The organism is Halomonas sp. OfavH-34-E, assembly GCF_024124525.1.
GTDB lineage: Bacteria > Pseudomonadota > Gammaproteobacteria > Pseudomonadales > Halomonadaceae > Halomonas > Halomonas litopenaei.
In genome coordinates, this window is the sequence record NZ_JAMXRY010000001.1 from 55,901 (window position 1) to 74,319 (window position 18,419).

Below are 18,419 nucleotides of genomic sequence, written 5' to 3' on the forward strand. Positions count from 1 at the left end.
ATCAGGTTCACCTTGAAACATCCGGCCGCAAGGCCGCCACGACGCCTTCCATCCCCGCGGCGCGGGAGCCCTTGACCAGCACGCTGGCCGCCTCGGGCAGATGTTGACGCACATGGCGGACCATCGCCGCCTGATCAGAAAAATGGTACCCGCCTTCGCCGAAGGCTCGGGCGGCGGTCTCGGCCGCCTCGCCCAGAGTACCGAGAAATGTGATGCCGCGTTCCCGCGCGTAGCGTCCGATCTCTGCGTGCAGATCGGCAGACGCTTCACCCAGCTCTCCCATGGCGCCGAGCAGGCACCAGTGCGGGCCGGGCAGTCCCAGCAGGGCGTCGATGGCCGCCTTCATCGCCCCCGGGTTGGCATTGTAGGTATCATCGAGCAGCCGCGCACCGCGTAACCCCTCCTCCACGGTCAGGCGTCCCGGCGTCGGCACCACCTCGCCAAGCCCCGCCACCACGTCGGCGGCGGGCAGTCCCATGGCCAGCGCCCCTGCCGCAGCCGCCAGGGCATTGGACACGTTGTGACGGCCCATCAGCGGCAGCTCGACACGCCCCAGCACCTGAGCGTCGAAAGTCAGCGTGAAAGCATAGCGCCCGAGCGTATCGCAGACCAGCTCCCCGGCATGGAGGCGCGCCTCGGGCGTCAGTCCGAAATCGATCACCTCACGGGGCGACGCCAGACTCTGCCACAGCGAGAAGTAACGGTCGTCACGGTTGAGTACGGCGACGCCCTCGGGGCCGAGTCCGCCGAGAATCTCCCCCTTGGCCTGGGCGATGCGCCCCATGCCACCGAACTCGCCGACGTGGGCCCCGGTGACATTGGTGATGATGGCGACCTGGGGTTCGGCCAGCGCTACCGTCCAGGCGATCTCGCCCAGGTGATTGGCGCCGAGCTCCACCACGGCTCTCTGGTGATCCGAGGCAAGCGCCAGCAGCGTCAAGGGCGCGCCGATATCGTTGTTGAGGTTGCCGTGGGTGGCGAGGGTCTCGCCCTGACGAGCCAGCAATGTCGCCAGCATCTGCTTGACCGTGGTCTTGCCACTGTTGCCGGTTACCGCCACCAGCGGACCGCCCCAGGCCCGGCGCCGCTCGCGGGCCAGCAGCCCCAGCGCCATGCGGGTATCCCCCACCACCAACTGGGGCAAGGGATCGTCCACCGGGTGCTCGACCACCGCCGCCACGGCACCGCCTTCGCGGGCCTTGGCAATAAAGTCATGGGCATCGAAGCGCTCGCCCTTCAAGGCCACGAACAGCGTGTCCGCCGCCACCCGACGGGTGTCGGTGACGATGGCGGCTATCGGCGAGTTGGAAAGCCCCTGAAGGCCGCGGCCCTCTTCATCGACACCCAGCGCCCGGCACACCGACCCCAGCGACGCGAGCCCTGGCGCGCTCATTGGTCCCGCCCCTGTCGACGCTGGTCCAGGGCGGCTTCGGCCTCGGCCAGGTCGGAGAAGTCGTGGCGCACGCCCTGAATCTCCTGGTAGGCCTCGTGCCCCTTGCCGGCGATCAGAATCACGTCATCGGCGCTCGCCTCGGCGATGGTACGGGCGATGGCGTCACCGCGCCCGGCGATGTTCCATGCCTGCTGGCGGGCCTGGCCCTCCAGCCCCGCGAGCATCGCCTGGCGAATGGCGTCCGGGTCCTCGCTTCTGGGGTTGTCGTCGGTGATCACCAAGCGATCGGCCTGGCCTGCTGCCGCCTGGGCCATCAGCGGGCGCTTGCCGCTATCGCGATCACCGCCGCAGCCGACCAGGCACCACAGCGCCCCGCGTCCGGGCAGGTGGGCGCGAAGCGCCGCCAGGGCGTTGTCCAGCGCATCCGGCGTGTGGGCGTAGTCGATCACCACGGTGGGAGCCCCGGGCCGCGTCAACGCCTGCATCCGTCCCGGCACCGGCGTCAGGGTCGCGGCGGCAGTCACCAGCTCGTCGATGCCGACACCCAGACCGTAGAGGGTGGCCATGGCCAGCAGGACGTTGTCGAGATTGAAGCGACCAAGCAGCGGCAACACCACCACCTTCTCGCCTTCCGGCGTGGCGATCAGCGCACGCTGCCCACCGACGTCGGGCTCGACATCCAGCACCCTGAGCGAGACGGCATCGTCTTCACCACAGGCCAGCACCCGGGTGCCCTCGCCGATGCCCGCCAGCATCAGGCGGGCCAGGGGATCGTCGCCATTGACCACGGCCAGACTGATCTCCGGGCGCTTGAACAGCTTCGCCTTGGAGGCGGCGTAGGCGATCATGCTGCCGTGATAGTCGAGGTGGTCGCGGCTCAGGTTGGTAAATACCGCGGCAGTGAAGCGACAGCCCGCCACCCGCTCCTGCTCCAGGGCGTGACTGGAAACTTCCATGGCTACCCGAGTGATGCCCTGGTCGGCGAGCTCACCCAGCTGGCGCTGCAGCGCCAGTGGCTCGGGGGTGGTCAGCATGCCCTGGGTCAAGGCACCCGGGCGACCGTGACCCAGGGTACCGATCAGGCCACAGTCGCTGCCCGTCGCGCGGGACAGCTCGGCAATATAGTGGGTCACCGAACTCTTGCCGTTGGTGCCGGTGACACCGATCAGCTCGAGCCCATCGGGCACCTGATACAGGTTGCGCGCGAGCTCGCCGAGTCGGGCGCGCAGCCCGGGCAGCCACAGCACGCGACCATCGACCCGCGGCGGGGCATCTTGCGGACCTTCCGCCAGCACCAGGCAGGCGCCGGCATCCAGTGCCTTGTCGATGTAGTCGCGGCCATCGGCGGCGACGCCGGGGATCGCGACAAAGGTCGCGCCGGGCGACACCTCGCGGCTGTCGGTAGTGAGCCAGGTCGCCACCTCGCCGGCGACCGCGGCGTTCGGCGCAAGCTCACTCCAGAACTGGGTCAGCACGTCGTCAAGACGCGCCAGGGATAAGGTCATGGCGGATTCCGTCGCCTTCTGCGTCATGGGCTGTCGCCCTCCTGTTCGGGGCGATCCGGCGGTACGTCGAGGATGCGCAGGGCACTGCCCGCCACCCGCGAGAACACCGGGGCAGCGATGGCGCCGCCGTAGTAGGCGTCGCCCCGGGGATGGTCGATCATTACTACGGTGATGATGCGCGGGTCGGAGACCGGGGTAATCCCGACAAACAACGACCGGTAGGCGTTCTGCTCGTAGCCCCCGCTGCCGCTCTTGCGCACGGTGCCGGTCTTGCCGGCCACACTGTAGCCGGGCACCAGCGCGCGTCGGGCGCCGGTGCCTGGAGCCACCACCTCATCCATCATGGCCAGGACGCGGTCGGCGACCTCGGGCTCGATGACCGGCTCGCCCTGGGCGGCGCGGTTGAGGCGCAGCAGCGACGGCGGCAGGCGTTCGCCATGATTGGCGATGGAGGTATAGGCACTGGCCAGCTGCAAGGCGGTGACCGACAGACCGTAACCGTAGGACAGCGCGGCCCACTGACTGCTCGACCACACCGCCGGCGCCGGCATGTTGCCGGTGGCCTCTCCGGGGAAGCCGGTGCCCGGGGCCTGGCCGAAGCCCAGCGCGCGGTAGCGATCTGGCACCACCGGGTCGTCGAGCTGCAGGGTCAGCTTGGCCATGCCGATATTCGAGGACTTGCGCAGGATCCCGGCCAGGGTCAACTCGCCATTGTTGGAGACGTCGCGGATGGTGTAGCGGTCGATTCGCATCCAGCCAGGCGACGTATCCACCACGGTGTCACGTGGAAAGCGACCGGTCTCGAGCAGCGCCGACATGGCCAGCGGCTTCATCACCGAGCCCGGTTCGAACACGTCGACCATGGCCCGGTTGCGCAGCCCCTGGGGGTCCAGGCCGGCGCGATTATTGGGGTTGTAAGAGGGCTGGTTGGCCATCGCCAGGACCTCGCCGCTGCGCGCGTCCATCATCACCAGTACGCCGCCGTCGGCGTCGTTTTCATCCACGGCAGCCTTGAGCTCACGGTAGGCCATGTACTGCAGGCGCTGGTCGATGGAAAGCGTCAGGTTGCCGCCTGGCTCTGCCTCCTGCAGCACCTCCAGGTCGCGCACCAGACGTCCACGGCGATCCTTGAGCACGCGGCGCTTGCCGGGCTCACCGGACAGGTAGGATTGATAGGCCAGCTCGAGTCCTTCCTGGCCCTGGTCATCGACGTTGGTGACCCCCAGCAACTGGGCGGTCACCTCGCCGGCAGGATAGTAGCGCTTGTACTCTTCCCGGGCGTGGACGCCAGGCACCCGCAACTTGAGCACTTCCTCGGCCTGGGCCGGGGTCATGCGCCGACGCAGGTACATGAATTCACGTTCGCTGTAACGCGCGATGCGCTCGTTGAGGGCATCGAGGTCCTGGCCCAACGCCTGGGCCAGACGCAACCGCTGGATGTCGTCAGCGGGCAGGTCCTGGGGGTTGGCCCACAGCGTCACCACCGGGGTCGAGATCGCCAGAGGTTCGCCGTGACGATCGGTGATCATGCCCCGGTGGGCGGGGATCGGATCGGTTCTGAGGGTACGGGCGTCCCCCTGCACCTGAAGAAAGTTTCGATCGATGACGTGAAGATCGACGATCCGTCCGGCCAGCAGACCCAGGCCCAGCAGGATCAGCGTCATCATCACCACGTAGCGCGCCCGCCCCATCGGTTCCATCGGTGGCGGGCGGCGAGGTGTCACGCCCCGGGGAAGTTCCGCGGTCATGGCGTGATCACCTCGATGTCATGGATATCGGGCAACCGCATCTCCAGACGCTCCACCGCCAGGCGTTCGACACGCGACGGCGTCGACCAGGCGCTCTCCTCCAGCAGCAACTGCCCCCACTCCGTCTGCAACTGCTGCTGTTCACGCTCCAGCTCCTGGAGCCGAGCATACTGCTGGCGAGTCTGGTGACTGACGCTGATCACCGCCAGCGCCGACACCAGGCATGCCAGCAGCAGGGCCACCACCAGCAAAAGGCGTGGCGACATGGTGCGCGGCAGCGGCCAGCCAAAGGCGTTGATATCCAGTCGTCCTTGAGCCATGGAAGGTCCTCAGTAGCGCTTGCGCGCCATGCGCATGACGGCGCTGCGGGAGCGTGGATTGGCCTCGACCTCTTCGGCGCTGGCCTTCATCGCCTTGCCCAGTGACTCCAGCCGTCGCGCGATCTGATCGTCGCGTAGCGGTATACCCCGGGGCACCTGGGTATCGCCCTTGACGTGATCGCGGATAAATCGCTTCACCCGTCGATCCTCCAGCGAGTGGAAGCTGATCACCACCAGATGCCCGCCGGGCGCCAGTGCCTCCAGCGCGGCCTCCAGCGCCTGATCGAGCTGATCGAGCTCACCGTTGACCTCGATACGCATGGCCTGAAACACACGAGTGGCGGGATGCTTGCCCTTCTCCCAGGCGGGATGGGCGGCCTTGACCACCTCGGCAAGATCGGCCGTGCGGGTGAAAGGCCGTTCCTGGCGCCGAGCGATGATGGCCCGCGCCAGCCGACGAGCGTAGCGCTCTTCGCCGTAACGCTTGAACACCGAAGCCATCTCGGCCTCGCCCACACGCGCAATCCACTGGGCCGCGCTCTCGCCCTGGGTCGGGTCCATGCGCATGTCCAGCGGGCCATCGCGTAGAAAGCTGAAACCGCGATCGGGATCGTCAAGCTGAGGGGAGGACACGCCAATGTCGAGCAGGATACCGGACAGCTTGCCATCCAGGCCGTGATCGCGGGCAACCTCTCTCAGCCGCGCAAACTCGGCACGTTCGATGGTAAAGCGCGGGTCGTCGATGCTGGCCGCCTCGGCGATCGCCTGGGGGTCGCGATCAAGGGCCAGCAGGCCACCGTCTTGTGCAAGGCGGGAAAGGATGGCGCGGGAATGACCGCCTCGTCCGAAGGTGCCATCCAGATATACGCCGGCGGGATCATGCACCAGGGCGTCGACGGCACCGTCGAGCAGGACGCTTTCATGAGCGAAGCCGCGCACGGAGGATTCAGGGGAAGGTGACGGCATGCGGGTCTCGTTCGACGGCGGTGTTCCTACGCGCGGCCAGCCGTCAGCGCCGTCAGCGGTGGAAAACCCTCACGCCACTGGACTCCTGGCCGCACAAACTCGTGATCGCGCCGCTCGAGCCAGGCCCGAGCGCGCAAGAAAAATGGGGAGTCGGCCGATAAGCCGGGTTCTGTCGAGGACAGTCATTCCTCTAGGAGCAGTGTCACCACTGCCCTCAAGCAACCTACCCGAACCCAGCGCGGGCCACGCCAACGGGTTCCTATTTGGTCTTGCTCCGAGTGGGGTTTACCGTGCCACGCACTGTTGCCAGGCGCGCGGTGCGCTCTTACCGCACCCTTTCACCCTTGCCGGCCTCCCGAGGGAGACGTAGGCGGTCTACTCTCTGCTGCACTTTCCGTCGGCTCACGCCGCCCAGGGGTTACCTGGCACTCCGCCCTATGGAGCCCGGACTTTCCTCCCCCGCATCAAGCGGCGGCGACTGTCTGGCCAACTCCCGCGGCAAGCATACCAGTGCCCTGCCACCCCCTCAATCCCCGCCTCGCCGTGACGGGCCCGGGACAACCCCCAGCCTCTTCAGGCGATCGCTCCTGATGCCCTCTCGATGCCCTCTCGACGCCCCCAATCCCCGCCTTGCAGCGACGATCACAGGGCGTCCTCCAGTGCACCAGCGGCTGGATTCAATCGGCGTCCTTCAACGCCTGCGCCTGGGCGTACCACTGCTTCTTCGGCCCGCCGAGCACGCGCGCGGCCACGGCCGCGGCCTGCTTGACCCCCACCCCTTCGGCCAGCAGCGCGCGCAGCAGCGCTTCATCATCCACCGCTCGCTGGTCCGGTGCCGGCCCCGAGGCCCCGGCCACCATCACCACGAATTCGCCACGCGCCTGATCAGGATCAGACTCCATCAGTGTCAGCAGCTCGGCGGCGCTGCCGTCGAGGAAGGTCTCGAAGGTCTTGGTCAACTCTCGCCCGAGCACCACTCTGCGCTCGCCCAGTACGGCGGCCAGATCGGCCAGGGTGTCGCGGATACGATGGGGAGACTCGTAACAGACCTGGGTGACGGGTGAATTCCTCCAGGCCTCGATGCGCGCTCGCCGCCCCGCACCCTTGGCCGGCAGGAAGCCATGAAAACTGAAATGATCGGTAGGCAGCCCGGCGGCACACAGCGCAGTGACCAGGGCGCAGGGACCGGGGATCGGCACCACCCGAAAACCCGCCGCCCTGAGCTCACGCACCACGACGTAGCCGGGATCGCTGATCAAGGGAGTCCCGGCATCACTGATAAGCGCCACATCGTCGCCCTGGACGAGCCGCTGCCTGAGCGTCTCGACCCGGGACGCCTCGTTATGGTCGTGCACGGAAATCATCGCCGGCGACAGACCGAGATGACGCATCAGGCGGCCACTGTGGCGGGTATCCTCCGCCGCGACCAACGCCACCTGGCCCAGCACCTGGGCGGCGCGGGGACTGAGATCTTCCAGATTCCCAATTGGCGTGGCGACCACGTACAATGAACCAGCTTTCGCTTCTGACATCTTGGCTCCCTGGGCTGCCATCCGGAACACGGACAAGGAAGGATTCATGAGGACTTTGACTCGCGGCCCCGTGGCCGCCGCTGTACTGGCCATCACGCTGGCCGGCTGCAGCTTCACGCCGAGCATCGTACAGCGGGCCATGGACGACGACCCGGACCAACTACTGGCGCAAGCCGCCCAGCAACAAGGCGCCGAAGCCGCGCAGACCCGGCTGAGGGCGGCCGACATCCTAGCACGCTCCGGACGCCGCCCCCAGGCACTGGAAGTCCTCAACAGCCTGGACGACAGCCAGCTCTCCGGCGACAGCCGGCGTCAGTGGGCACTGCTGCTGTCCGAACTGGGGGACAGTGAGGGCGATCCCCAGGCGGTCGTCAGAGCCGCCAGCGTGCTCGACGAGATGCAGCTGCCCAACGACGAAGCCAATCTGCTGCGCCTGCGCCAGGGGCTGGCGCTGGGCCAGCTGGGCGAACCACTCGAGTCGGCTCGCCTGCTGATGCAGGTGCAGAGCGCCACCGGCCGCGAGGACATCAACGACGCCATCTGGGACCAGTTGAGCGCACTCAACGGCCGCCAGCTCGAGGCACTTGAAGAGCCCGGCAATGCCATCGTCACCGGCTGGCTCGAGCTGACCCGCCTGGTCAACCAGAGCGGCGGTGACATCCAGAGACTATTCGCTCGTCTCGATGACTGGCGCGTGGCTAATCCGGACCACCCCGCCAACCGTCGCCTGCCTACCCAGATCACCCAGTTGCGTGAACTGCGTGGCAAGAGCGTGCAGAGCATCGCGGTGCTGCTGCCCGAGTCGGGCCCGCTTTCCGGCGTCGCCGACGCCATCGAAAAGGGAATTCGCAGCCACCAGGCCAATGTGGTCAACGGCGGCGGAAACGGGGCCCAGCTCAGCTTCTTCGACGCCTCCAACGGCAATCTCGACGAACTCTATCAGCAGGCCCAGAGCAGCGGCGCCCAGGTGGTCATCGGCCCGCTGGACAAGAGCGACGTGACCCGACTCGAAAGCCGCGCCGAGGTGCCCCTGCCGACCCTGGCGCTGAACTACGGCCAGTCCGCCTCCAACCAGACCAAGAACCTCTACGAGTACGGCCTGTCGGCAGAAGACGAAGCCCGCCAGGCGGCCCGCCGCGGCTGGCAGGACGGCCACCGCAGCGCCTCCATGCTGGTACCCGACAACGACTGGGGTCAGCGGGTCGGCGAGGCCTTCTGGAACACCTGGAGCGAACTGGGCGGCGATATCGCCACGGCGGTGCGCTACAACCCCGGCGCCTCGGCCACCGACAGCACCCGCCGCGCCATCAGCAACCCGCGTCCGGACATGCTGTTCCTGCTGGCCCTGCCGGACTTCGCCCGCCAGGTGCCACCGACACTGGAATACTATTCGGCCTCCGATCTGCCGGTGTACGCCACCTCACACCTCTACGAAGGCACCCCTCAGTCGCGCCTGGACCGTGACCTCGACGGCGTGCAGTTCCCCGATATCCCCTGGAACATTCCGGACGCCGCCGTGGGCGGTGCCGAGGCTCTCCCGTTCTACGACACCTATCGAGAGCTCAAGGCCGAGGACAAGCCAGCCATCTTCCGGCTGATGGCGATGGGCGTCGACGCCTACGAACTGGCACGCCGCATGCCACAGATCCAGGCACTGCCGGGTTCACGCATGCAGGGCGCTACCGGCACCCTGAGCGCCGCCGGCGATGGCCGCATCTACCGCGAACTGCCATGGGCGCAGTTCAGCAGCGGCGTGCCGGCTCCCGTGTTCAGTGACGGCCTCGGTGATGCGGCGCCCTGACGCCATAGACGCCGTCGCCCGCGGCCAGGCCATCGAGCGTCACGCCGAGGCCTGGCTGTGCCAGCGTGGACTGATAGCGATCTCGCGCAACCAGCGCGCCAAGGGAGGCGAGATCGATCTGGTGATGCGCGACGGCGAGACCCTGGTGTTCGTCGAGGTGCGCCACCGCCGCAGCATCCGCCACGGCCATCCTGCAGAAACAATCACCATCACCAAACAACGCCGCCTGATCCGGGCGGCGCGTTTTTATCTCCACCGCAACGGGCTATCATGTCCTTGCCGCTTCGATGTCCTGGCCGTTACCGGCTCGTCACCGAGCCTCGACATCCAGTGGATCGCCGGTGCATTCGAAGCAAACTGACACAGCGGGCTCCCGGCGAGCCCCCATGGACCAGGAAGGCAGCATGGATTTCCAGAGCCGAATTCTCGGACAGTTCAACGACAGTATCGACACCAAGACCTACGCCAGCGAAGTGCTTCCACCGTTCATCGAGGTCGCGAGCCAGATGATGGTCCAGAGCCTGGTCACCGACGGCAAGATTCTCGCCTGTGGCAACGGCGGCAGCGCCGGCGACAGCCAGCACTTCTCCTCCGAACTGCTCAATCGCTTCGAGCGCGAGCGCCCCAGTCTGCCGGCCCTGGCCCTGACCACCGACACCTCGACGTTGACCTCCATCGCCAACGATTACAGCTACAACGAGGTGTTCTCCAAGCAGGTGCGTGCTCTGGGCCAGCCTGGCGACGTGCTGCTGGCGATTTCCACCAGCGGCAACTCGGCCAATGTCATCCAGGCCATCCAGGCCGCTCATGACCGTGACATGACGGTGGTGGCCCTGACTGGGCGGGACGGCGGCAACATGGCCTCCCTGCTGGGACAGGACGATTGCGAGATCCGGGTGCCGGCTACCTCCACGGCCCGTATTCAGGAGGTTCACCTGCTGGTGATCCACTGCCTTTGTGACCTTATCGACGAACAACTCTTTGGTGCGAGTGAATAACATGACGCAACGCGATTCCCGTTCGACACGCCCCCTGATGACCGCCCTGCTGCTGTCCGCCCTGCTGGCCGGCTGCACCACCGTAACCTCGGTGACCAACCCCGGCACCATCGACGAGGATTACGGCGAGCGCACCCTGGGCGCGACCGTCGAGGACGAGAGCATCGAGACCAAGGCCGCCCACAACCTGGGACGCGTCGATGCACGCCTGAAGGACGCAAGGATCAACGTCGACAGCTACAACGGCGTGGTACTGCTGACCGGCCAGGTCCCCAGCGAAGAGCTCAAGCAGCGCGCCGAAGAGATCGTCAGCCAGGTGCGCAACGTTCGCCGGGTCCACAATGAACTCAGCGTGGCGGCCAACCTGCCCACCAGTCAGCGCCTCAACGACGCCTGGCTGGACACCAAGGCACGTACCGCCCTCGCCACCAGCGATCAGGTCGACTCTGGCCGCATCACCGTGGTCACCGAGAACGCTACCGTCTACCTGATGGGCCTGGTGACCCACGCCGAGGCCGACCGTGCGGTCAATGTGGTATCCAACGCCGGCGGCATGGAGCGTATCGTCAAGGTATTCGACTACATCGACTGATGGCGACAGGCGTGCCCTCGCAAGAAGGCACGCCCCTCAAGCGCAAAAGATGCACAAAAAAGCGGCGAGCCTGAGGGCTCGCCGCTTTTTTGAGATACTGCTTGTGAAGAGATCACGCTTGTGAAGAGGTCACGCTTTTCCAGCAGATCAAGCCGACGACAGCTCGCCGCCGGCCACCTTTCGAGCGCGATGCGCCCGATGGCCTTACTTGATCACCCTGAGTGACGGACGCCCCTTGCGAGGCGGCTTGGACCTCTCGACACCTTCATCCACGCCATCGCCGCCATCGGACTCACCGCCTGCATCCTCATCGGAAGCGGCAGGAGACTCCTCCTCTGACGAATCCTTGACGCTCTCCAGGGCCGGCGCATCGACGTCGTTGGCCTCTTCGACGGGAAGCTCAGGCTCGTGACCAAAGACCATGCCGACGCCGTTCTCGCGGGCGTACAGGGCAATCAGTGCAGGCAGCGGTACAAACAGCAACTCCGACTTGCCACTGAAGCGCGCCGAGAAACGAATCACGTCGTTGCCCATGTCCAGATCACGCACGGCGGTAGGGCCAAGGTTCAGCACGATCTGGCCGTTCTGCACGAACTGCCTGGGAACCTCGACGTTCTCGTACTCCGCATCGACGACGATATACGGCGTCAATTCATTATCCAGCAGCCACTCGTACAGCGCCCTGGCCAGGTAGGGACGGCTCGACTTCATGATATGGCCCTCTTGGTTGGCGAATGGGAACTCGGGCGACTCCGGTGGCGACCGGACACACACGGCTCAGGCATTCCGTTCAAGCAAAACATCAGGGACGAATTTCGCGCTCGGCCTCGGACAGCGCAGCACGGAAGCCATCACGGGCGAACACGCGCTCCATGTAGCCCATCAGCGGCCGCACCTGCTTCTCGGGCAGCTCGATATTGAGCGCAGGAAGACGCCACAGGATCGGCGCAAGGCAGCAGTCCACCAGGGTGAACTCCTCGCTCATGAAGAAGGGCATGTCCTCGAAGATCGGCGAGATACCGATCAGGCTTTCACGCAGCTCCTTGCGCGCCTTGTCGGCTTCCTTCTTGCTGCCGGACAGAATGCGATCGACCATCGGGCACCACTCGCGCTCGATACGATGCATCCACAGTCGGCTCTGGGCACGCGCGACAGGATAGACCGGCAGCAACGGCGGGTGCGGGAAACGCTCGTCCAGATACTCCATCATGACCTTGGACTCGTAGAGCACCAGGTCACGATCCAACAGCGTGGGGACGCTGTTGTAAGGGTTCAGGTCCGCCAACTCCTCGGGATGCTTGTCGTCGGTCACCTCGACAATATCCACGGCCACGCCCTTCTCAGCCAGCACGATCCGCACACGATGGCTGAAATGGTCCTCGCCACCGGAGTAGAAGATCATCGACGACCGCTTGGCCACTACACCCATGAAACAATCCTCGCATCAGTTCAAGCCGGGATGATAACACGACAACCCCCTTCTCGGGGGGGCATCAGGGGCACATCTTTGCTCCCGCAGCGGGTCCGCCCGGGCGCAACGATGATACCAGAAAAGGCAACGGGCGCGTGGTCATCGACCCCGCGCCCGCCATGGTGGACCAATCGGTCAGTGAATGTCTCGCCAGTACTCGCGCTTGAGGAAGTAGGCGATGATGCCAAACAGCAGGATGAAGATCAGCACCTTCGGTCCCAGCGCCTGGGCATGCAGCTTGGACGGCTCGCCCACGTAGGCCAGGAAGTTGGTCAGATCATACACCGCCTGCTCGAACTCCTTGGGCTCCATGCTGCCCGGCGACGTCACCTGCAGGGTCTCGCAGGACTGGTACTTGCCGGTCAGCGGATCGAGTTCGGCGTCACCGACCGCATGGTCGGAGGCTGCACAGACCTTCTCCTGCACCCCCTGCAGCGGCTCGAGCACGTTGGGCATGCCCACCGCCGGGAACACCACATTGTTGACCCCGGTGGCACGCTCGCTGTCACGATAGAAGCTCAGCAGATAGCTGTAGATCCAGTCGGTGCCGCGCAGTCTGGCCTCCAGGGTCAGATCCGGCGGCGCCTTGCCGAACCATACCTCGGCATCCTCGGCACTCATCGCCTTGTGCATCTGGTCGTTGTACCCCAGTTCCGGCGAGAAGATCAGATTGTCCTCGACCAGATCCTGGGGCATCCCCAGATCCTCGGCCGCGCGGGAGAAACGCTGGTACTCCAGGGAATGACAGCCCATGCAGTAGTTGACGTAGAGCTTCATCCCGTTCTGCAACGAGGCCTGATTCTCCAGATCCGGCGACATGCTGCGCAGGTGCACCCCCTCGCCGCCCGCGGCGAAGGAGCAAAGCGGGACCAGCGCGAAGAGCAGTGCGAACAGTTGCTTTTTCATTAGCCAGTCACCCTTTCAGGAACGGGTTTGGTCTTCTCCAGCCGCGTATAGATGGGCATCAACACGAAGAAGGCGAAGTAGATCACGGTGCAGATCTGGGCCAGCAGTGTCCTGGCGCCGGTCGGCGGCAGCACCCCGAGCACCCCAAGGATGACAAAGCTGATCGCGAACAGCACCAGCATCACCTTGGAGATCCAGCCCTTGTAGCGCATGGAGCGCACCGGAGAGCGGTCGAGCCAGGGCAGCACGAACAGCACCGCAATGGCTGCCCCCATGAAGATAACCCCGAGGAACTTGGCGTCCAGCCCAAACAGCGAGAAGGTGATGGCGCGCAGGATCGCGTAGAAGGGCGTGAAGTACCACACCGGGGCGATATGATCCGGCGTCTTCAGCGGGTTGGCCGGTTCGAAGTTGGGCTTCTCGAGGAAGTAGCCGCCGCCTTCCGGGAAGTAGAAGATCACCGCACAGAACACGAACAGGAACACCGCCACTCCGACGATATCCTTCACCGTGTAGTAGGGATGGAAGGGAATGCCGTCCAGCGGCTTGCCGGTCTCGTCCTTCTTGGCCTTGATATCGATGCCATCGGGATTGTTGGACCCCACCTCGTGCAAGGCAATGATGTGCAACACCACCAGCGCCAGGATCACGATAGGCAGCGCCACCACGTGCAGGGCAAAGAAGCGGTTCAGCGTGATCCCGGAGATCAGATAGTCACCGCGCACCCACTGGGCCAGGTCGGGACCGATACTCGGGATAGCGGAGAACAGCGAGATGATGACCTGGGCACCCCAGTAGGACATCTGTCCCCAGGGCAGCAGATAGCCCATGAAGGCTTCGGCCATCAGCGCCAGGTAGATCGCCATGCCGAAGATCCACACCAGCTCACGCGGCGCCTTGTAGGAGCCATAGAGCAGGCCGCGGAACATGTGCAGGTAGACCACCAGGAAGAACGCCGAGGCGCCGGTGGAGTGCATGTAGCGGATCAGCCAGCCGTACTCGACATCACGCATGATGTACTCGACGGAGGCGAAGGCACCCTCCGCGCTGGGGTTGAAGCTCATGGTCAGCCAGACACCGGTGAGGATCTGATTGACCAGCACCAGCAGCGCCAGGGAGCCGAAGAAGTACCAGAAGTTGAAGTTCTTGGGCGCGTAGTACTCGGACAGATGCTCCTGCCACATCTGGGTGGCGGGGAAGCGATCATCGACCCAGCGCATGAAACCGCGTTCGGCCTTGGCCTTGTTGGGATTCGCCATTATGCGCCCTCCCCGTCTTCGCCGACCACGATGACCGACTCGTTGACAAAGTAGTAGGGTGGAACTTCCAGGTTCACCGGAGCGGGCACATTGCGAAACACCCTGCCCGCCAGGTCGAAGCGCGAACCATGGCACGGGCAGAAGAAGCCACCGGGCCAGTCATCGACACCGACGCCTTCGGCGTTGGGCTCCGGCTTGAACAGCGGTGAACAGCCCAGATGCGTACAAATGCCGACCAGCACACCGATCTCGGGCCGAATGGAGCGCAGCGAACCGCCGGCATAGTCCGGCTGCATCGGCTTGGCGGAATCCGGGTCTGCCAGCACCTCGTCGGTCAACGCCTCGGTACGTTCGATCATCTCCGGCGTGCGATTGATGACCCATACAGGACGGCCCCGCCACTCGACGGTCATTCGCTGCCCGGGTTCGAGCTTCGAAATATCCGCCTGAACGGGCGCACCCGCCGCCCGAGCCCTGGCACTAGGCTGCCAGGAAGCCACAAAGGGTACCGCTACCCCGACGGCGCCGACTGCTCCAACTACGGAGGTCGCCCCTACGAGGAAACGGCGTCGCCCTTTGTTCACGCCGTTGTCTGCCATGATCTGGTTTCTCCCATCAGACTTTATCCGTTGTTGTTTTCACGGCCCCTTGAATGTCCGTGACCACGGATACAAGTGGATTGTATGTTAGGAAATCCCCCCCACCGGCACAAGAAGCCGGCTGACCCAGACCCCCTGCGCAAGCCCCAGACAATTGACGTGGAACAACTTTATACCACTGTGCCTGTTCGCCTTGAGGGACAGGGCGGCTCAAAAGGCATAGACGATGACAGATTAACGAGGGAAACAAGCGCCGCCAGGCGACCCGATGATCCCCACCACCAGAGCACTACAGCACACAATTTTTCGAACCCCGGACACGACAACGCCCGGGCCAATGGCCCGGGCGTTGTTGATCGGCAAGCGTGGGTGATTAACGCTTGGAGAACTGCGGGCGACGACGCGCCTTGCGCAGACCGACCTTCTTACGCTCGACTTCACGTGCGTCACGAGTGACGTAGCCGGCAGCACGCAGCGGCTGACGGAAGTCCTCGTTGTACTGCATCAGGGCACGGGTGATGCCGTGACGAATGGCGCCGGCCTGGGCGCTGCCGCCGCCACCCTTGACGGTGACATAGACGTCGAACTGGCCGAGGGTCTCGGTCAGTTCCAGCGGCTGGCGAACCACCATGCGGCCAGTCACGCGACCGAAGTATTCGTTCAGGTCACGGCTGTTGACGGTGATCTTGCCGGTGCCCGGCTTGAGGAAGACGCGCGCGGTTGAGGTCTTGCGGCGCCCGGTACCGTAATACTGCTGTGTCATGGCGAAGATCCCCTCAGATGTTCAGTTCTTGCGGCTGCTGGGCAGCGTGCGGATGTTCGGAACCGGCGTAGACCTTGAGCTTGGCGTGCATGGCACGGCCCAGCGGACCCTTCGGCAGCATGCCCTTGACGGCACCTTCGATGACACGCTCGGGAGCGTGGTCGATCAGCTGGCTGAAGGTCATGGAACGCAGGCCACCCGGGTAACCGGTGTGACGATGGTACATCTTGTCGCTGGCCTTGTTGCCGGTGACCTTAACCTTCTCGGCATTGATCACGACGATGTAGTCGCCGGTATCAACGTGAGGAGTGTATTCCGGCTTGTGCTTGCCACGCAGGCGGCGAGCAATTTCGGTAGCCAGACGACCGAGCGTCTTGTCCGCGGCATCGACGACATACCAGTCGCGCTGGACGGACTGCGGCTTAGCACTGAACGTCTTCATGGATGAAATCACCAATTCGATGTGTTGGATCCCTTTCGTCGTGTTGTGGACACCCGACAGGTGTTCAGCGAGACCACGCCGCGAAGAGATCATCCCTATTTTTCTTGGTTGCGCGGCACCCGGAAATCCAGACGATGCCGCCACAACGGTCGAGCGAGCGCGCATTCTACATGAGCGAAAGCGTGCCGTCACCCCCTCGGACACACGCAATCACCGTCGGTTCAAGGCTTGTGGGGCAGCGCCAGGTACTCCCGGGACTGCATCTCCTGAAGCCTGGACAGAGTGCGCTCGAACTCGAACTCCAGCTTGCCCCCCTGGTAAAGCGCCTCTGCCGGCGCTTCGGCGGACATCAACAGCTTGACGCCACGGTCGTAGAACTCGTCGACCATATTGATGAAGCGCCTGGCCTGATCGTCGGTGGCGGCGTCCATGCGCCGCACACAGGAGACCAGGACCGTGTGGAACTCGCGAGCCAGCTCGATGTAGTCGTTCTGACTGCGCGGCCCGTCGCACAGCTCGAGAAAGTCGAACCAGACCACGTCCTCGTGCAGTCGACGCGCCTTGAGGATGCGATGGTTGATCTCCACCGGCACCTGCTCTTCCCCCGCCTGACCGGCGATCTCGCGAAAGCTGCGCTCGAGCTCCTGATCCGCCGCCTCGTCCAGCGGCGAATGGAAGATCTCGGCGCGCTCCAGCGCCCGCAGTCGATAGTCGACGCCGGAATCGACGTTGACCACCTCACAGTGGCGCTTAAGCAGATCGATGGCCGGCAGAAAGCGAGAGCGCTGCAGGCCATCCTTGTACAGATCGTCCGGCACGATGTTGGAGGTGGCGACCAGCACCACACCGCGCTCGAACAACGCCTCGAGCAGATTGGCCAGAATCATGGCATCGGTGATGTCCTTGACGAAGAATTCGTCAAAGCAGATCACCCTCGCCTCCTCGGCAAACTTGCCGGCGATCAGCCGGAGCGGGTTCTTCTCGCCCTTGCAGTGATCCAGCTCGTTGTGGACACGCTGCATGAAGCGATGGAAATGGGTGCGCATCTTCTGGGGAAACGGCAGCGCTTCGTAGAAGGTGTCGACCAGGTAGGTCTTGCCACGACCGACGCCGCCCCAGAAATAGAGCCCGGAGATGGCTGGCAGCGCCGGCTCCTGCTCTTCCTCCTTGCGCCCGAACAGGCCCTTCACCTTCGACGCCCAGCCGTCGCGCGCCGCCGCCGGCGCCTTGGCCTTGGGCGCTGCCACCAGCTCGTCATACAGTCGCTGCAGATGCGCCACGGCATTGGCCTGGGCGGCATCCTCCGTGAAATCATCACGTTGGAGGTCGCGCCGGTAGCGTTCCAGCGGAGTTTCTGGCCGACCACTGCTCGACGGGGAAGAGCTCATGTAGCGTCCTGACTGTCAACAAGTTCGGAGCCGCATTATACGCAGACCACACAGGAATGGCAGGTCCCAGGCCGCGACCGGCAACAGCGCATCACGCCAGCACGACAAGGGAGGCCCCAGGCCATTGACCCTTTATGAGCCAACGCCTCTATAATGGGCCGTCGGCCAGGCCGGCGGCGGCCGCGGGTCGTCCGAAAGAGCTCAGGGAGAACTACGTGGAACCAAGCAACTTCAACATGATCCTGGCGGCGGCTTGCCTGGTGGCCGGAATTGGACTCGGCGCACTGGGCTACCACCTGCTCAACGGCGGCGCACGCAGTGCCCAAAGGCTGCGCCTCAAGCTGACCGAACGGGAACGCCAGCTGACCGAGTGGAAAGACGGTGTCGACGACCACCTGCAACAGATGGACGACCTGGCCCGGCAGGTCTGCGATGACGCCCTCACCCTGCAGCGCCAACTTCACGAGTCGGCGCGCCAGCTTGGCAGCAAGGCCATCGGCGGCGAGGTGACACCGCCCAGCGAACCCGGCGAGACCAGCGATGATATCGCCATTCCGCGGGACTACGCCGACGGCAACCGCGGCACCCTGTCAGAGGACTTCGGTCTGCGCCAGGCCAATGACGACCAGAACGCAGAACCTCGCCCGCCACGTTACTGACCACCCCGCCATGACAGAGCCCGCACACTGGTGCGGGCTCTGGCGTTGGCAGCGACACAAGCGGTCGATAGCGCTTG

General features: G+C 64.9%; 19 protein-coding genes and 1 other RNA gene. 5 read left to right on the forward strand and 15 right to left on the reverse strand.

What is annotated here, in order from left to right:
• Positions 1-7: 7 nt before the first annotated feature.
• The 7 genes from murF to rsmI all read right to left on the reverse strand — a co-directional run bounded on the left by murF (position 8) and on the right by rsmI (position 7,464).
• The gene (gene murF, locus NH448_RS00250) at positions 8-1,393 is read right to left on the reverse strand and encodes a UDP-N-acetylmuramoyl-tripeptide--D-alanyl-D-alanine ligase (protein ID WP_045993376.1); all 1,386 of its coding nucleotides are present in this window, start codon (positions 1,391-1,393) and stop codon (positions 8-10) included.
• The gene (locus NH448_RS00255; RefSeq protein WP_045993424.1) at positions 1,390-2,898 is read right to left on the reverse strand and encodes a UDP-N-acetylmuramoyl-L-alanyl-D-glutamate--2,6-diaminopimelate ligase; all 1,509 of its coding nucleotides are present in this window, start codon (positions 2,896-2,898) and stop codon (positions 1,390-1,392) included. The genes murF and NH448_RS00255 overlap by 4 nt, the downstream gene beginning before the upstream one ends.
• A 23-nt stretch (positions 2,899-2,921) precedes the next feature.
• Entirely contained in the window at positions 2,922-4,646 is a 1,725-nt protein-coding gene (locus tag NH448_RS00260) for a penicillin-binding transpeptidase domain-containing protein (RefSeq protein ID WP_045993375.1), read from the reverse strand.
• On the reverse strand, positions 4,643-4,966 hold the full coding sequence (gene ftsL / locus NH448_RS00265; protein ID WP_052704393.1) for a cell division protein FtsL: 324 nt from the start codon (positions 4,964-4,966) through the stop codon (positions 4,643-4,645). The genes NH448_RS00260 and ftsL overlap by 4 nt, the downstream gene beginning before the upstream one ends.
• Positions 4,967-4,975: 9 nt before the next feature.
• Positions 4,976-5,932, reverse strand: a complete 957-nt coding sequence (gene rsmH, locus NH448_RS00270) for a 16S rRNA (cytosine(1402)-N(4))-methyltransferase RsmH (protein WP_213228693.1) — start codon at positions 5,930-5,932, stop codon at positions 4,976-4,978.
• Positions 5,933-6,074: 142 nt separating this feature from the next.
• An RNA gene (gene rnpB, locus NH448_RS00275) (RNase P RNA component class A) lies at positions 6,075-6,426 on the reverse strand.
• A 183-nt stretch (positions 6,427-6,609) separates the two neighbouring features.
• Positions 6,610-7,464: a 16S rRNA (cytidine(1402)-2'-O)-methyltransferase gene (rsmI, locus tag NH448_RS00280; protein WP_108132659.1), complete on the reverse strand. Its 855-nt coding sequence runs from the start codon at positions 7,462-7,464 to the stop codon at positions 6,610-6,612.
• A gap of 46 nt (positions 7,465-7,510) precedes the next feature.
• Between rsmI and NH448_RS00285 the strand changes: the two genes are divergently transcribed.
• The 4 genes from NH448_RS00285 to NH448_RS00300 are packed head-to-tail and all read left to right on the forward strand — an operon-like array spanning position 7,511 to position 10,855.
• Positions 7,511-9,265: a penicillin-binding protein activator gene (locus NH448_RS00285; RefSeq protein ID WP_213228695.1), complete on the forward strand. Its 1,755-nt coding sequence runs from the start codon at positions 7,511-7,513 to the stop codon at positions 9,263-9,265.
• Positions 9,252-9,626, forward strand: coding sequence for a YraN family protein (locus tag NH448_RS00290; RefSeq protein WP_045993371.1), 375 nt, complete (start codon positions 9,252-9,254; stop codon positions 9,624-9,626). The genes NH448_RS00285 and NH448_RS00290 overlap by 14 nt, the downstream gene beginning before the upstream one ends.
• Before the next feature lie 43 nt (positions 9,627-9,669).
• Positions 9,670-10,263 carry a phosphoheptose isomerase gene (locus NH448_RS00295; RefSeq protein WP_045993370.1) on the forward strand — a complete coding sequence of 198 codons (594 nt, stop codon included), beginning with the start codon at positions 9,670-9,672 and terminating at the stop codon, positions 10,261-10,263.
• Position 10,264: 1 nt separating this feature from the next.
• Complete coding sequence (locus NH448_RS00300) at positions 10,265-10,855, forward strand: BON domain-containing protein (protein WP_108132656.1); 591 nt, start codon at positions 10,265-10,267, stop codon at positions 10,853-10,855.
• A 204-nt stretch (positions 10,856-11,059) separates the two neighbouring features.
• On the opposite strand, the gene NH448_RS00305 is transcribed toward NH448_RS00300, so the two are convergent.
• From NH448_RS00305 to zapE, 8 genes are all read right to left on the reverse strand, one after another.
• Positions 11,060-11,566, reverse strand: coding sequence for a ClpXP protease specificity-enhancing factor (locus NH448_RS00305; protein ID WP_045993368.1), 507 nt, complete (start codon positions 11,564-11,566; stop codon positions 11,060-11,062).
• Positions 11,567-11,657: 91 nt separating this feature from the next.
• Positions 11,658-12,284: a stringent starvation protein SspA gene (gene sspA, locus NH448_RS00310; protein WP_045993367.1), complete on the reverse strand. Its 627-nt coding sequence runs from the start codon at positions 12,282-12,284 to the stop codon at positions 11,658-11,660.
• A 177-nt stretch (positions 12,285-12,461) separates the two neighbouring features.
• A complete protein-coding gene (locus NH448_RS00315) occupies positions 12,462-13,232 on the reverse strand; it encodes a cytochrome c1 (protein ID WP_045993366.1) in 771 nt (256 codons plus the stop codon).
• Positions 13,232-14,491 (reverse strand): cytochrome bc complex cytochrome b subunit, encoded by a 1,260-nt coding sequence (locus tag NH448_RS00320; protein WP_045993365.1) that lies wholly within the window; start codon positions 14,489-14,491, stop codon positions 13,232-13,234. Before NH448_RS00320 ends, NH448_RS00315 begins: the two co-directional genes overlap by 1 nt.
• Positions 14,491-15,090 carry a ubiquinol-cytochrome c reductase iron-sulfur subunit gene (gene petA, locus NH448_RS00325; RefSeq protein ID WP_045993364.1) on the reverse strand — a complete coding sequence of 200 codons (600 nt, stop codon included), beginning with the start codon at positions 15,088-15,090 and terminating at the stop codon, positions 14,491-14,493. Before petA ends, NH448_RS00320 begins: the two co-directional genes overlap by 1 nt.
• A 373-nt stretch (positions 15,091-15,463) precedes the next feature.
• Positions 15,464-15,853, reverse strand: a complete 390-nt coding sequence (rpsI, locus tag NH448_RS00330; protein WP_045993363.1) for a 30S ribosomal protein S9 — start codon at positions 15,851-15,853, stop codon at positions 15,464-15,466.
• 13 nt (positions 15,854-15,866) lie between these two features.
• Positions 15,867-16,295: a 50S ribosomal protein L13 gene (gene rplM / locus NH448_RS00335; protein ID WP_045993422.1), complete on the reverse strand. Its 429-nt coding sequence runs from the start codon at positions 16,293-16,295 to the stop codon at positions 15,867-15,869.
• A gap of 221 nt (positions 16,296-16,516) precedes the next feature.
• The gene (gene zapE / locus NH448_RS00340; RefSeq protein WP_253028315.1) at positions 16,517-17,683 is read right to left on the reverse strand and encodes a cell division protein ZapE; all 1,167 of its coding nucleotides are present in this window, start codon (positions 17,681-17,683) and stop codon (positions 16,517-16,519) included.
• A 215-nt stretch (positions 17,684-17,898) separates the two neighbouring features.
• Between zapE and NH448_RS00345 the strand changes: the two genes are divergently transcribed.
• Positions 17,899-18,342, forward strand: a complete 444-nt coding sequence (locus NH448_RS00345; RefSeq protein WP_052704392.1) for a DUF1043 family protein — start codon at positions 17,899-17,901, stop codon at positions 18,340-18,342.
• Positions 18,343-18,419: the final 77 nt, after the last annotated feature.